Annotated in this window: 14 protein-coding genes; 13 read left to right on the top strand and 1 reads right to left on the bottom strand. The window is 63.2% G+C overall.

Annotation, left to right across the window (positions count from 1 at the left end; translation table 11 throughout):
• Positions 1-24: 24 nt before the first annotated feature.
• Positions 25-858, top strand: coding sequence for an undecaprenyl-diphosphate phosphatase (locus tag ACFVSJ_RS18335; protein WP_387438377.1), 834 nt, complete (start codon positions 25-27; stop codon positions 856-858).
• A gap of 15 nt (positions 859-873) precedes the next feature.
• Positions 874-2,154, top strand: a complete 1,281-nt coding sequence (gene mshC / locus ACFVSJ_RS18330; protein WP_387438376.1) for a cysteine--1-D-myo-inosityl 2-amino-2-deoxy-alpha-D-glucopyranoside ligase — start codon at positions 874-876, stop codon at positions 2,152-2,154.
• A 113-nt stretch (positions 2,155-2,267) separates the two neighbouring features.
• On the opposite strand, the gene ACFVSJ_RS18325 is transcribed toward mshC, so the two are convergent.
• A complete protein-coding gene (locus ACFVSJ_RS18325) occupies positions 2,268-3,173 on the bottom strand; it encodes a PAC2 family protein (protein WP_387438375.1) in 906 nt (301 codons plus the stop codon).
• Between the two features lie 122 nt (positions 3,174-3,295).
• Between ACFVSJ_RS18325 and ACFVSJ_RS18320 the strand changes: the two genes are divergently transcribed.
• The 11 genes from ACFVSJ_RS18320 to ACFVSJ_RS18270 all read left to right on the top strand — a co-directional run bounded on the left by ACFVSJ_RS18320 (position 3,296) and on the right by ACFVSJ_RS18270 (position 14,756).
• Complete coding sequence (locus ACFVSJ_RS18320; protein WP_387438374.1) at positions 3,296-4,015, top strand: HAD family hydrolase; 720 nt, start codon at positions 3,296-3,298, stop codon at positions 4,013-4,015.
• Complete coding sequence (locus ACFVSJ_RS18315) at positions 4,016-5,185, top strand: site-2 protease family protein (RefSeq protein ID WP_387438373.1); 1,170 nt, start codon at positions 4,016-4,018, stop codon at positions 5,183-5,185.
• 111 nt (positions 5,186-5,296) lie between these two features.
• Positions 5,297-6,352 (top strand): tRNA (adenine-N1)-methyltransferase, encoded by a 1,056-nt coding sequence (locus tag ACFVSJ_RS18310; RefSeq protein ID WP_387438372.1) that lies wholly within the window; start codon positions 5,297-5,299, stop codon positions 6,350-6,352.
• A 97-nt stretch (positions 6,353-6,449) separates the two neighbouring features.
• On the top strand, positions 6,450-8,258 hold the full coding sequence (arc, locus tag ACFVSJ_RS18305; protein ID WP_387438371.1) for a proteasome ATPase: 1,809 nt from the start codon (positions 6,450-6,452) through the stop codon (positions 8,256-8,258).
• 50 nt (positions 8,259-8,308) lie between these two features.
• Positions 8,309-9,928 carry a depupylase/deamidase Dop gene (gene dop, locus ACFVSJ_RS18300; RefSeq protein ID WP_387438452.1) on the top strand — a complete coding sequence of 540 codons (1,620 nt, stop codon included), beginning with the start codon at positions 8,309-8,311 and terminating at the stop codon, positions 9,926-9,928.
• 116 nt (positions 9,929-10,044) lie between these two features.
• Complete coding sequence (locus tag ACFVSJ_RS18295; RefSeq protein ID WP_216925702.1) at positions 10,045-10,248, top strand: ubiquitin-like protein Pup; 204 nt, start codon at positions 10,045-10,047, stop codon at positions 10,246-10,248.
• A 79-nt stretch (positions 10,249-10,327) separates the two neighbouring features.
• Positions 10,328-11,137 (top strand): proteasome subunit beta, encoded by an 810-nt coding sequence (gene prcB, locus ACFVSJ_RS18290; RefSeq protein ID WP_387438370.1) that lies wholly within the window; start codon positions 10,328-10,330, stop codon positions 11,135-11,137.
• A 1-nt stretch (position 11,138) separates the two neighbouring features.
• The gene (prcA, locus tag ACFVSJ_RS18285) at positions 11,139-11,846 is read left to right on the top strand and encodes a proteasome subunit alpha (RefSeq protein WP_387438369.1); all 708 of its coding nucleotides are present in this window, start codon (positions 11,139-11,141) and stop codon (positions 11,844-11,846) included.
• Position 11,847: 1 nt separating this feature from the next.
• Positions 11,848-13,212 (top strand): Pup--protein ligase, encoded by a 1,365-nt coding sequence (gene pafA, locus ACFVSJ_RS18280; protein ID WP_387438368.1) that lies wholly within the window; start codon positions 11,848-11,850, stop codon positions 13,210-13,212.
• A 126-nt stretch (positions 13,213-13,338) separates the two neighbouring features.
• Positions 13,339-14,268: an FKBP-type peptidyl-prolyl cis-trans isomerase gene (locus tag ACFVSJ_RS18275; protein ID WP_387438367.1), complete on the top strand. Its 930-nt coding sequence runs from the start codon at positions 13,339-13,341 to the stop codon at positions 14,266-14,268.
• A gap of 92 nt (positions 14,269-14,360) precedes the next feature.
• A complete protein-coding gene (locus ACFVSJ_RS18270; RefSeq protein ID WP_387438366.1) occupies positions 14,361-14,756 on the top strand; it encodes an FKBP-type peptidyl-prolyl cis-trans isomerase in 396 nt (131 codons plus the stop codon).
• Positions 14,757-14,820 lie beyond the last annotated feature (64 nt).

Genomic DNA, 14,820 nt, shown 5'->3' with positions numbered 1-14,820 from the left:
CTTCATGACGTAGGGTCTATTCACGTGAACTGGATAGAAGCAGCCTTGCTGGGCCTGGTGCAGGGCCTCACCGAATTCCTCCCGATCTCTTCGAGCGCGCACCTGCGGATTGTGGGTTCGTTCCTCCCGAATGCTTCGGATCCCGGAGCAGCTTTCACCGCGATCACGCAGCTCGGCACCGAGACCGCCGTCATTGTGTATTTCTGGCGGGACATCGTCAGGATCATTCGCGCGTGGTTCGGTTCCCTGACCGGAAAAGTCGCCAGGAACCATCCTGACGCGCGAATGGGTTGGCTGGTCATCCTGGGCAGCCTGCCCATCGTGATCCTGGGCCTTTTGTTCCAGGACCAGATCGAATCCGTGTTCCGGAGCATGTGGATCGTTGCCACCATGTTGATCGTGTTCGGCATGATCCTGGCGGTGGCGGACGCGATCGGCCGGCAGGAGAGGGATCTCTCGCAGCTGAGCTACAAGCACGGCATTCTTTACGGTTTCGCCCAGGCCATGGCCTTGATCCCGGGTGTTTCCCGGTCGGGAGGCACCATTACGGCCGGCCTGCTCATGGGCTACACGCGTGAGGCAGCGGCCCGCTACTCCTTCCTCCTTGCGATTCCAGCGGTATTCGGCAGTGGCTTGTACCAGTTGTACAAAACAGTTTCCAAGGAGGGGCTCGCCGGACCCTACGGGCTTCCCGAAACAGCCCTGGCCACCGTCATCGCTTTTGTGGTGGGTTACGTCATCATTGGCTGGTTCCTGAAATTCGTCTCGACCCGCAGCTACCGGCTCTTTGTTTGGTACCGGATCCTGCTGGGCCTGGCGTTGTATGTCCTGCTCGGTTTCGGTGTGATCAGCGCCTAGCACTAAGGTTGACTCGTGAAATCGTGGATCTCCCGCCCTGTTCCCCAACTGCCCGGCAGCCTGCCGCCATTGCGCCTGTTCGACACTGCCCTGGGGCAAGTGGTTGAGGTCGGCCGGCAGCCGGAGCAATCCATGTATGTCTGCGGCATCACCCCGTATGACGCTACGCACATGGGTCACGCCGCCAGCTATGTGGCGTTCGACCTTCTCAACCGTGCGTGGCGCGACGCCGGCACCACGGTGTCCTACGTGCAAAACGTGACGGACATCGACGACCCCCTTTTGGAGCGGGCCACCGCCACCGGCGTGGACTGGCGCGAGCTGGCGGCGAGCCAGATCGAACTGTTCCACACCGACATGGACGCCCTCAATGTCCTGGCCCCGGACCACTACATAGGCGCTGTTGAGGCCATCCCGGACATCGTGCCCGCGATCGAGCGTCTAGTCGCCGATGGCGTCGCCTACCGGGTCCAGGGTGCGGATGGTGAGCCTGACGGCGACGTCTATTACGACGTCGAAACGGCCGGCAAGCGCTCGGACGCTACGGATGCCTGGACGCTGGGCGACGTGTCCGGATTGGCCGAAACGGAAATGCTTGAGCTCTTCGCCGAACGCGGCGGTGATCCCACGCGCCAGGGCAAGCGGCAGGCACTGGATCCGCTTCTATGGCGGGTAGCCCGCGAAGGCGAACCCAGCTGGCCGGGCGCCAGTCTCGGCGACGGCCGGCCGGGTTGGCACATCGAGTGTACGGTCATCGCGCAGAAGTACCTCCCGGCGCCCTTCACTGTCCAAGGCGGTGGCTCGGACCTCATCTTCCCGCACCATGAAATGGGAGCCGGCCACGCGTACTCTTTGGCCCATGTTCCGCTGGCGCGGCACTATGCCCACGCCGGCATGGTGGGCCTGGACGGCGAAAAAATGAGCAAGTCCAAGGGCAACCTTGTCCTCGTTTCCAGACTCCGGGCTGCTGGCGAAGAACCGGCCGCCATCCGGCTCGCCATCCTCGCCCACCACTACCGCTCGGATTGGTCGTGGACCGCTGAGGAGTTCCAAGCAGCCAAGAACCGACTGGCCACATGGCGTTCCGCGGTGGCCAAGGCGCCGGCAGGTTCGGCTGGAGAACTCCTTGCAGCCATGCGCGCAGAACTGGCCAACGACCTCAACGCTCCCGGCGCAATCACCGCGGTCGATCAATGGGCAGGCCAAGCCCTCCGGGCTGATGCCGGATCGGCCTCAGCGGTTGACAGTGCATTGGTGGGAGACGCCATCAACGCTTTGCTCGGCGTCGAGATTTAACCCAAGCGACCCTGACCAAAGAGGCCCAGACCAAAGAGGCCCTGACCAAAGAGGCCCAGACCAAAGAGGCCCTGACGAAGTTCGTCAGGGCCTCTGCGTTGGCCGGCGGACCGCTAAGGCCGCTCTTTGCCGCGCCGTTTGAGGTAGCGTTCGAATTCCCTGGCTATGGATTCACCAGAGGCTTCGGGCAGGTCCGCTGTGTCCTTGGCCTCTTCGAGCTGGCGAACGTAGGCCGCAATCTCCGGATCTTCGGTGGCGAGTTCGTCGACGCCCCTTTCCCAGGCTTCCGACTCTTCTGCCAGCGCACGGTTGTCCAAGGGAACCTGGAGCAAGTCCTCGATTTTGTGCAAGATGGCCAGCTGCGCTTTGGGCGAGGGCGGCTGCGCCACGTAGTGGGGGACTGCCGCCCAGAGGGAGACCGTGGGCAACCCTGCCAGCATGGCAAACTCCGCAAGGACGCCCACGATGCCTACAGGGCCTTCGTACTGTGAAGCTTCCAGGTTCAGCCGCTCCCGCAGTGAACTGTCCTCCGTGGTGGTGCTCACCGGAATCGGGCGGCTGTGTGGCACGTCGGCCAGCAATGCACCGACCAGGATCACGGAGTCAACCTTCAATGCCTCCGCATGGACCAGCAGTTCGGTAGTGTAGGCGCGCCAGCGGTAAGACGGCTCCGTACCCAGGACAAACACCACGTCCACGTTGCTGTCAGGTACGGCAGCCTTGTAGATCCGGGTGGATGGCCACTTGACTTTGCGTGCCCCGGACGAGGTGCGGCGCACCGTGGGGCGGGTGAACTGGAAGTCGTAGTATTCCTCGGCATCGACCGTGCCGACCTTCTTGCCGTCCCAGAGTTTGTTCAGATAGTGCAGGGCGTCGCTGGCCGCCTCGCCGGCATCGTTCCATCCTTCGAACGCGGCGATCATTACGGTGACACGTTGGCCTTCCGCGGGTTCCTTGAGGAAACGCTCGGGCTGCGCAGCGGTGTCCTGTCCTTCGGGGGTCCCGTCCACACTGTTCATCCACTCACCCTACGTCCAAGACCCACACGGATGCATGGCATTTCACGTGGGCGCGTGTCCGGTATTCGCCCACAGCGCAAGCGCGGCCAGGTTGGCTCTGTGTTCCACGTAGACTTGAAGCCATGCATTCCTCACCCAGCCAGCCCTTACTCAAAGCCGTGCTCTGGGATATGGATGGCACCCTCGTGGACACCGAACCGTACTGGATTGCGGCTGAGCGCGCCCTCGTGGAGGCACACGGCGGCACGTGGTCCCACCAGCAGGCCATGCAGCTCGTGGGGCAGTCGCTGATGCACTCGGCCGCCATCCTGCAGGCCGCGGGGGTCCGCATGGAGGCCCGGGACATCGTGGACCACCTCAGCAGCAAAGTGATCCAGGCGGTCCGCAAGGAAGTCCCATGGCGTCCCGGTGCCCGGGAGTTGCTGGACGACCTCCACCAGGCCGGCATCCGCTGCGCGCTTGTGACCATGTCCGAGGGACCCTTGGCCGGCGTCATCGTCGAAAGCCTGCCCAAACCGTATTTCGAATTCCTTGTTACCGGGGACACCGTGACCAACGGCAAACCCCATCCGGAGGCCTATCTGACGGCCGTGGACCGCCTGCGGCTCGAGGACCCTACGTTGACCATCCATCACTGCGTCGCCTTGGAGGACTCTGTTCCCGGTGCCACGGCGGCCCTCGCCTCGGGTGTGGTGACGGTTGGCATTCCGCACCAGGTCCCGTTGCCCGAACATCCGGACATGGTCCTGTGGGACACCTTGGTGGGGCGGTCCACCGCCGATGTGCGCGATCTGGTGGCAGGACGCTTTGAAGCAGCAAACCTGCTTGAAGGGGCCAACTAAGTGAGCAGTCCCTCCGCACCACACCATGCCGCCACCAAGCGGGAGGGCATACCCCTGGGGAAAATCGCCGGGATCCCGGTATATCTGGCTTACTCGTGGTTCGTTATCGCCGGGTTTACGGTTCTGGTCTTTGGGCCGGCCCTTCAAGTGGGGCGTCCTGACCTGGACCTCGGCTACTTCGCCTACGTCGTTGCCTTCGGCTACGCGTTGTTGCTTGCCGTGTCGGTGCTGATCCACGAACTTGCCCACGCCCTGAGCGCGAAGATCTTCAAGTGGCCGACTGAGAAGATTGTGCTGAACCTGTGGGGCGGGCACACGCAGTTTGAAAGCTTTACGGCGTCTCCGGGCCGCGCAGTCATCGTCGCCATGGCTGGACCGGTCTCCAATTTCCTTCTTGCCGGCCTCGTCTGGGCCATGCTCGAAGCGGGACTGTTCAGCGGCGTGTCGCGGCTGCTCGCCGACATTCTGATGGCGGCCAACCTTTTGATCGGCATCTTTAACGTGCTGCCCGGACTGCCGCTGGACGGCGGCCGATTGGTCGAGTCGGCAGTCTGGAAAGTAACGGGAAGCCAAGACAAGGGAACCGTTGCGGCCGGCTGGGCCGGGCGGGTCATCGTTGCAGCACTGGTGGTCTGGTTCGTGATTCTGCCCCTGCTCAGCGGCAGCCCCGTGAATTACAGTTACCTGCTCATCACGGTCGTGGTCTGCGTTTTCCTCTGGATGGGCGCCTCGAGCTCCATCCAGCAGGGGCGACTCCGCAGCCGCCTCTACCTCGTGAGCGCCGCCGGCCTGGCCGATCCCGCCGTCGGCATTCCGAACTCCGCCAGCGTTGCCGACGTCCTGGACATAGCGCCGGCCGGGCGTCCCGTCGTCGTCATTTGCGGTCCTGACGGCAAGCCGCAGGGCGTGGTTGATACGGGTGCCGCCGCGGCAGTTCCGCCGGAAGCCCTGACGACGACGCCAGTCACCGCCGTCGCGCACGCCCTCGCAGCCGGCGCCTATGTCCCGGAATGGTCGAAGGGCCAGGAGCTGATCCAGTACCTCGCCCGCCTTGACGGCAATGAGTACGCAGTGGTGGACCACAACGGCGCTGTGACCGGTTTGCTCCGCCAGCAGGCGGTAGTGACAGCCATAACAGGCAAAGAAGCCCGCGGGAGCGGGCGGGCCTGACGCCCTGGCCGGTAGAGTTACGTGCCGGCCGCAAAAGAGACCAACGAACTTTTGCTGCCCTCAACGCAGCAAGACACAGCGGCACAGCCGCACAGGAGCGAGGAACACCACATGAGCAGCGAAACCGCCGCGGAAACGGCCACCACCATCTCCGGCGCAAGCCCGGCGGCACAACCTACCGGCGCTGCACGGCGGCGTGGACCCTTCCGCGTTGGCGAACGCGTCCAGCTCACCGACGAGCGTGGCCGCATGAATACCATCACTTTGGAAGTCGGCGGCGCCTTCCACACGCACCGCGGGTTCCTGAACCACGACGAAATCATCGGCAAAGTTGACGGCTCGGTGGTCAGCAACAACATCGGGCAGCAGTACCAGACTCTGCGTCCGCTGCTGTCCGACTTCGTTCTTTCCATGCCGCGCGGCGCTGCCGTTGTCTACCCCAAGGACGCCGGACAGATCGTCACCATGGCGGACATTTTCCCGGGTGCCCGAGTGGTTGAAGCCGGCGTTGGTTCCGGTGCCTTGTCGATTTCGCTGCTGCGGGCCGTTGGCGACGGCGGCTACCTCCACTCGTTCGAACGTCGCGAAGAATTCGCGGACATTGCCCGGGGCAACGTGGAAACCATTTTCGGCGGGCCACACCCCGCTTGGCAGATTTCGCTGGGTGACTTCCAGGAGGAAGTGGTCAAGGCCGAGGCGCCGGGTTCCGTGGACCGAGTGGTGTTGGATATGTTGGCGCCGTGGGAATGCCTCGATGCCGTGGCCACCGTCCTGGCCCCGGGCGGCGTCTGGATCAACTATGTGGCCACCGTGACCCAGTTGTCCCGGACAGCCGAAGCGATCAGGGCCGATGGCCGCTTCACCGAGCCGGACGCATGGGAATCCATGGTCCGCGGGTGGCACCTCGAGGGACTGGCTGTCCGTCCGGACCACCGCATGGTGGCCCACACCGGTTTCCTTTTGGTGGCGCGGCGCCTGGCCGACGGAGTCCAAGGTATTTCCGTGAAGCGCCGCCCCTCCAAGACCGAATTCAGCGAAGAAGACCTGAACGCCTGGACCCCCGGCGCGGTGGGGGAGCGTTCCGTCTCGGACAAGAAGCTGCGCCGTGCCGCCCGGGACGCGATCGCCGGAACGAACGTCCAGGACGATCCCACGGTCACAAACTGACAAAGGTCACAATAGGGTCCGCATTCCGGATGTCGCCCAGCACCCTGAGCTTTTCGGGACTAAGGTCTTCTTAAGCGCAGGAAGGGGCTGATGAATCGTGGATACGTCGAACAACGACATTGGACGGCCGACGCCGGAAGAAGCAAACGCAGCAGCGGAAGAGGCTGCCCGCCGAAGGCTCGCCGCCATCCAACCACCTGACCCTTCGAGTGAACTTACTGTCGCCGAGCGGCAGATCAACATCCTTCGGGACAAACTCCGCCACATTGACCGGCAGCTTGCCGCTGCCACGCAGAACAACACCAAGCTCGTCAGCATGCTGGAAACGGCCAAAGCCGAGATCCTCCGGCTGAAGGGTGCGCTGGAACAGGAAGGCCAGCCTCCCTACAGCTTCGGCACCGTGGTCCAGATCAATCCCCGCAGGCAGCCCACGGCAGGAAATTCGGGTCAGGCCGCCACGGAAGAATCCGTGGATATCTTCAATGCCGGCCGGAAGATGCGGGTGGGCATCAGCCCCCTGGTCAATGTCAACCAGCTCGCCGTTGGCCAGGAAGTCCTGCTGAATGAGGCGCTCCTGGTGGTGGCGGGCCTCGGTTATGAACGTGCCGGTGAACTGGTGACGTTGAAGGAACTCCTCGGCCGGGACCGTGCATTGGTGGTGGGCCGCGCGGACGAAGAGCGCGTGGTCCGTCTTTCCGGCGCGCTGCAAAGCGTGCACCTCAAGGTGGGAGATGCGCTCTCGCTGGACTCGCGGACCGGCTACGCCCTGGAGAAGGTGCCGCGCGCCGAAGTGGAGAACCTGGTCCTCGAAGAGGTTCCGGACATCACGTACCAGGACATTGGTGGGTTGGGGCCGCAGATCGAACAGATCCGCGACGCCGTGGAGCTGCCGTTCCTGCACCCGGACCTGTACCGCGAGCACGGTCTGAAGGCTCCGAAGGGCATCCTGCTCTACGGTCCTCCAGGGTGCGGCAAGACGCTCATCGCCAAGGCTGTCGCCAATTCCCTGGCCGCACGTGCTGCCGAACGCGCCGGGAACACCGACCTCAAGAGCTACTTCCTGAACATCAAGGGTCCCGAACTGCTGGACAAGTACGTTGGCGAGACTGAGCGGCACATCCGCCTGATCTTCGCCCGGGCCCGCGAGAAGGCCTCGGACGGCAGCCCGGTGGTGGTGTTCTTCGACGAGATGGATTCGCTGTTCCGCACCCGCGGAACAGGTGTGTCGTCCGACGTCGAAACCACCATTGTTCCGCAGCTGCTGAGTGAGATCGATGGCGTCGAGCGGCTGGACAACGTGATCGTGATCGGTGCGTCAAACCGTGAGGACATGATCGACCCCGCCATCCTCCGGCCCGGCCGCCTGGATGTGAAGGTAAAGATCCAGCGTCCGGATGCGGAAGCTGCTGCGGACATCTTCGGCAAGTACATCACCACGGATCTGCCGTTCCATGCCCAGGACCTCGCGGAGTACGGCGGCGACGTCCAGGCAACGGTTGACGCCATGATCCAGCGCACCGTCGAGGCCATGTATTCCACCGAAAAGTCCAACGAGTACCTTGAGGTCACCTATGCCAACGGCGACACCGAGATGCTCTATTTCAAGGATTTCAACTCCGGGGCCGTGGTGCAGAACGTGGTGGACCGCGCCAAGAAGTATGCCATCAAGGACCTCCTGACCAACCACCAGAAGGGCCTGCGGATCGACCACCTGCTTCGGGCAGTCGTGGACGAATTCCGCGAGCACGAGGACATGCCCAACACCACCAACCCTGACGACTGGGCCCGGATCTCGGGCAAGAAGGGTGAAAGGATCACCTACATCCGCACCATCGTGCAGGGCAAGGCGGGCCAGGAGCCGGGCAAGTCCATTGAAACCACCGCCAACACAGGCCAGTACCTGTGACAGCACGGCCCGAGGGACAACCCCAGGAGAAGTTGCCTGTTGGCGGTGCCATGCGGGTGATGGGTTCGGAGACGGAATACGGAATCCACGCACCATCCGCTCCGGGTGCCAACGCCACCATGATGTCTGCCCGCATCATCCAGGCCTACGCGACCGTAACCCGGCAGCGTGCTGCCGGGGGAGCGGAAACGCGTTGGGACTACACCGACGAGGAGCCGCTGCACGATGCCCGTGGCTGGACGCTGGAGCGGTCGGCGGCCGATCCGAGCCAGCTCACGGACCAACCACCAGTGCTCGACGCCGAAGCGGTCGCCTTGGCGTACGGGCGGCAGGAACTGGAACTCGACGGAGCGGACGAGTCCGGATCGCTCCTCATGAACATGGTGCTCGGAAACGGTGCCCGGCTCTATGTGGACCATGCACACCCTGAATACTCGAGCCCGGAGGTGACCAACCCCCGCGACGCCGTGACGTGGGATGCCGCGGGTGACCTTGTGGCCCTGGCCGCGGTGCGTAAGGTTGCCGCGGACACCAGCCTTCCGCCCATCAACCTGTACAAGAACAACACGGACAACAAGGCTGTGTCCTATGGGTCGCATGAGAATTACCTCATGCCGCGGTCCGTGCCGTTCGGGGACATTATCCGCGGGCTGACACCGTTCTTCGTCGCCCGTCAGGTGGTTTGCGGTGCCGGCAGGGTGGGCCGTGGGCAGGACAGCTCATCGTCGGGCTACCAGATCAGCCAGCGCGCAGATTTCTTCGAGGCTGAAGTCGGCTTGGAAACCACCATTCGACGGCCCATCATCAACACCAGGGACGAGCCGCACGCGACGGCGGACAAGTACCGCCGCCTGCATGTCATCATCGGCGATGCGAACCTTAGCCAGGTATCCAATTACCTGAAGTTCGGGACGACTGCCATGGTGCTGAGCCTGATCGAAGCGGGTCAGGCACCGAAGATCGAGGTCCACGAGCCCGTCCAGGCACTTCAAGCCATCAGCCACGACACGACCCTTGCCACCACCGTGAGGCTTCTCGACGGCAGGCGCGTCACCGCGCTGGACATTCAATGGATGTACTACGAGGCGGCCGCCAAACTGGCACAGGAAACGGGCGTTGCCGACTCCCTTACCGGAGACGGCCACACTCACGAGGTACTCGAGCGGTGGGAAGCGACGCTGACCGCGCTCGGCACGGACCCCGCCACAGCCGCATCGTCTGTGGAGTGGGTCGCAAAAAAGTCCATCCTTGAGGGCTACCGGAACCGGGACAACCTCGAATGGGGAGATGCCCGGCTGGGCCTCGTGGACCTTCAATGGTCGGACATACGGCCGGAAAAGGGCCTCTACTACCGGCTTCTGTCGCGGGACCGGATGGCGCGGATCGTCGACGACGCGGACATCGCGCGGGCGGTTGGCGAACCGCCGTCGGACACCAGGGCCTACTTCAGGGGACGGTGCGTTTCGACGTTCGGCAAGGACGTCGTCGGAGCGAGCTGGGACTCGGTGATCTTTGACGTTCCGGGCCTTGGCAAACTGCAGCGTGTTCCCACGCGGGAACCCTTGCGCGGCACCCGCGCGCTCACCGGTGCACTCTTCGACAGGCATAGCGAAGCAGGACCTTTCCTGGCTGAGTTGCTGGGCCAAAACCCCTTGCCGCCCAAGCCCTAGGAAGGCAACCGGCACGGCAAAAAGGCGGCCGGGCAAAGCCGGGCGCGGCAGCCCGCAGCGTGGCAATATGGCAGTAGGAAGTCCTCATATCGGGGACTGACAGTAGGGAGAAAGAAATGGCAGCTCAGGAGCAACAGCAACCGCAGTCGCGGGACACCGAGACCGAGGTGGACGTCCCGGAGGCCCCGCCCGCGGCCCCCGAAGCCCAGGCATCAGACGCCACCCAGGGCGTGGACGATCTCCTGGACGAGATTGACGGCGTGCTCGAGTCGAACGCCGAAGAATTCGTCAGGGCCTTTGTCCAAAAGGGCGGCCAGTAACCGCTCCCGGCCACAGGATATAAAGCCCGGCTGGCGCGAGGCCGCCGGACATTGGAACGCGAGTCGAAGGAGTGCAGCAATGCAGGACCCATCAATCGGCCCCCTGGCCACCCAGGCAACGTCTTCATTCACGGAGCATCTCCAACGCTCGCGTCCCGAACTTCTTCCGTTCAACCAAACCCTTCCGGCCGGTGCCGTGCCCGCAGCACCGCACGCCACGACCATCGTTGCCATGACTTACGCTGGTGGAGTCCTTATGGCTGGCGACCGGCGGGCGACCATGGGCAACGTCATTGCCAGCCGCCACATCGAGAAAGTCTTCCCGGCTGACGAGTATTCCGTCTTGGGAATTGCGGGGACGGCAGGACTGGCCATCGACATCACCCGTCTTTTCCAGGTGGAACTGGAGCACTACGAGAAGATCGAGGGCACCCTCCTCAGCCTCGTCGGAAAGGCAAACCGCTTGGGAGCCATGATCCGCGGCAACTTGCCCATGGCGATGCAAGGCATGGCTGTAATACCCCTTTTCGCTGGCTTCGACCACGTGTCCGCTACCGGACGGCTCTTCTCCTACGACCTGACCGGTGGCCGGTACGAAGAGTACGAGCACCACTCGGTGGGTTCGGGTTCCGTCTTTGCCCGCGGTGCCTTGAAGAAACTCTGGAAGCCCAACCTCTCCGAGGAACAAGCGGTCGCAGTAGCCGTCGAAGCTCTCTACGACGCGGCGGATGATGATTCCGCAACAGGGGGCCCGGACCCGGTCCGCCAACTCTATCCAGTGATTTATGCCGTGAACCGGGCAGGCCACCGGAGGGTTCCGGAAAGGGACCTTGCCGTGATCTCCTCGGCCATCGTCGAATCGCGGGCAATCGCCGGACGGGAGGCCTGAGATGACCCAGCAGTTCTACGTTTCGCCGGAACAGCTGATGAAGGACCGGGCGGATTTCGCCCGGAAAGGCATCGCCAGGGGCCGGTCGGTCATCGTGATTTCGTGCTCGGAAGGCATAGCCCTGGTTGCCGAGAATCCCTCACCTTCCCTGCATAAGATCGGTGAAATCTACGACAAGATTGCCTTCGCCGCAGTTGGCAAGTACAACGAATTCGAGAGCCTCCGGCAGGCCGGTGTCCGGTACGCCGATGTCAGGGGCTACTCCTACGATCGCGAGGACGTCACGGCGAGGGGCCTTGCCAGCGTCTACGCCCAAAGCCTGGGCGCTGTGTTCACCGCTGAACAGAAGCCATTCGAAGTTGAACTCGCGGTGGCCGAGGTAGGGCTGCGCCAGGAGCAAGACCACCTTTACCGGCTCACGTTCGACGGTTCGATCGCGGATGAAAACGGCTTCGTGGTCATGGGTGGAGTAGCCGAGCAGATCTCGGACGTGGTGCGGGGCTCATGGGAGCCCGAACTGGACTTCGCGGGCGCCATGAGGTTGGCCTTGCGAGCCCTGGCTGCGGACAAGGACATGGAAACGCTCCCGGCCACGGCTGTCGAAGCTGCCGTCCTGCACCGTGCCTCCGAAAGCAGCAGGGGAACCCGGAGGTCTTTCCGTCGCCTCCTCCCCGAGGACATGACGCAACTGATCACCGAGGAGGCCTGAGATGGACAAGCGGATTTTCGGCATAGAAACCGAATTCGGGATCTCCTATTCGAGTCCCGATTCCCGTCCCCTGGCCCCTGAGGAAGTGGCCCGCTACCTGTTCCGCAAAGTCGTCAGCTGGGGCAGGTCGTCCAACGTCTTCCTGACCAACGGCTCGCGGCTCTACCTGGATGTTGGGTCACACCCCGAGTACGCCACGGCGGAATGCGACGACCTCGCCCAGCTCATCGCCCACGACAGGGCGGGGGAGCTTATCCTGGACGACCTCGTTGATGAAGCACAGGCGCGACTCGCCGCCGAAGGCTTCAACGGGACCGTTTACCTGTTCAAGAACAACACCGATTCTGCCGGCAATTCCTACGGAAGCCATGAGAACTACCTCATTCCCCGCCGGGGCGAGTTCTCCAGGCTGGCCGAAATCCTGATCCCGTTCCTGGTGACAAGGCAGCTGATTGCCGGTGCGGGCAAGGTCCTCAAAACCCCGCATGGTGCTACTTTCGCCTTCTCGCAACGCGCGGACCACATCTGGGAAGGCGTTTCCTCCGCCACCACCCGCTCGCGTCCCATTATCAATACCCGCGACGAACCCCATGCCGACGCTGAGTTCTACCGCCGCCTGCATGTGATCGTCGGCGACTCCAACATGTCGGAGACCACGGCCCTGCTCAAGGTGGGTACGGTGGACCTCATTCTTCGCATGATCGAGGCCGGGGTCATCATGCGCGACATGCGCATGGAGAACCCGATCCGGAGCATCCGTGAGATCTCCCATGACCTGACCGGCAGGGCACTGGTCCGTTTGGCAAACGGCAGGCAGCTGTCCGCGCTGGACATCCAACGCGAGTATCTGGGCAAGGTGAAAGAGTTCGTTGCGGCCAACGGCGCCCACAATCCACACGTACCGCTCATCATCGATCTTTGGACGCGTACCCTCGATGCGATCGAAAGCGGCAACACCGGCTCGATCGATACCGAAGTCGACTGGGCCATCAAGAAGAAGCTCATGGATGGCTACATGCGCCGCCACGACCTAAGCCTCGATTCGCCCCGGATCGCGCAACTTGACCTCACTTACCACGACATCTCCCGGCAGCGGGGGCTCTTCTTCCTCCTGCAGTCGAGGGGTGCTGCACGACGCTTGGTCACGGAGACCGAGGTCAAGGACGCGGTTGACGCTCCGCCCCAGTCCACGCGTGCCAAACTGCGCGGCGACTTTGTCCGTCGGGCCCAGGAACTTGGCCGTGACTACACAGTTGACTGGGTTCACTTGAAACTCAACGACCGGGCCCACCAGACCATCCTTTGCAAGGATCCTTTCCGCAGCGTCGATGAAAGGGTGGACGCCCTGCTGGACTCTATGAGCTGACTCCCAGCTTCGCCGGTTACTCTGGATGTTGGTCTCTTTCCAAAGAGGCACCTGATCGGAAGCGGCACGCACCTTTCGCTGCCCGCTCTTCCGAATGTCCGCTGTCCCGACGAAAGTGTCTTTTTTGTGCGACGACTCCTAGCAATACTTATTCCTGCCCTTCTGCTGATGACCGCCTGCGGGGGAGGAGGAAGCACCCCGGCGGCAGAGCCCACCAGCCAGTCCACGGGCGACGTCTCAAAGCTCTCTTCGTTGAAGGTGACCGACAACGGTGATGGCAAAGCCCCTGGCCTCGACTTCACCAAGCCCTTGGCAGTCAGCGAACCCACCGTCAAGGTGGTGGATGAAGGTGGCGGAGACACCATCAAGGCGGGTCAAACGGCCGAACTCGCGTACATCGCGGTGGACGGAACCGACGGCAAAACCCTGGAGGACACCTATCCCCAGGGACCCCAGCCCATTGAGTTGAATGACAAGCTGAAGTCCGGCAATGCCGCGATCTATAACGCCATCGTGGGCGCGAAGATTGGCTCCCATGTCGCTTTCGCCGCACCTGGAAACGCTTCCACCGGCGAGGCACCTTCGACGCAATTGGTGGTGTTCAAGCTGCTCTCAGCCAAGGACACCCCGAAGGCCCTGGACAAGCCCGAAGGGGAAACCGTCACGCCCCCGGCAGGATTGCCTGCCGTCAAGGAAAACGACAAGGGCATCCCGGAGATCTCGGTTGACGGCGTTGCGGCCCCGAAGGAGCTCATTGCCCAGGACCTGATCAAGGGAACCGGCGCCACGGTCAAGGCCACGGACACGCTGACCGTGAACTACGTTGGAGTCAACCTGGTTGGCGGCGAGAAGTTCGATTCCAGCTTTGACCGCGGAGAGTCCACCAGCTTCGCGCTGAACCAGGTGATCAAGGGCTGGACGCAGGGCCTGACCGGCAAGACCGTCGGCTCCCGCGTGCTGCTGGTCATCCCGCAGGATCTTGCCTACGGCGCAGAAGGATCCGGCAAAGCCAAGGGCGACCTCGTCTTCGTCGTGGACATCCTCGCCGCCAGTTAGCAACTTCAGGTAACAACATCCACGAGGGCGTCTACCCGCGCGCACTGGCTTAGTCTTGAACCTGACACCCCGACTACCTTCAAGGAGCAACCATGTCATTTGGACAGCGCGATTACGATCGCACCAAGCCCGAGATCGACTTTCCTGAGGGCGAGGTTCCCACGGAACTGCGCATCACCGACCTCATCGAGGGCACTGGCGCCGAAGCAAAGGCCGGAGACACCGTTTCCACCCACTACGTGGGCGTTGCCTGGTCCACAGGTGAAGAATTCGACGCTTCCTGGGGCCGTGGAGCACCGCTCGACTTCCGTGTTGGTGTGGGCCAAGTCATCCAGGGCTGGGACCAGGGCCTGCTGGGCATGAAGGTGGGTGGCCGCCGCCGTCTCGAGATCCCGTCCGAACTTGCCTACGGCTCGCGCGGCGCAGGTGGCGCCATCAAGCCCAACGAGGCCTTGATCTTCGTCGTGGACCTTGTAGCAGTCCGCTAATACGGCCAAGCGCGAAGGCGCGTCACCTCCGGTTCAGCCGGCAGGTGACGCGCCTTGCTCGTTT

The sequence above is a fragment of the Paenarthrobacter sp. NPDC058040 genome (genome assembly GCF_042885775.1).
Classification (GTDB): domain Bacteria; phylum Actinomycetota; class Actinomycetes; order Actinomycetales; family Micrococcaceae; genus Arthrobacter.
Note: the sequence above shows the minus strand (reverse complement) of the source record. Positions and strands in the feature narration are given on the sequence as shown.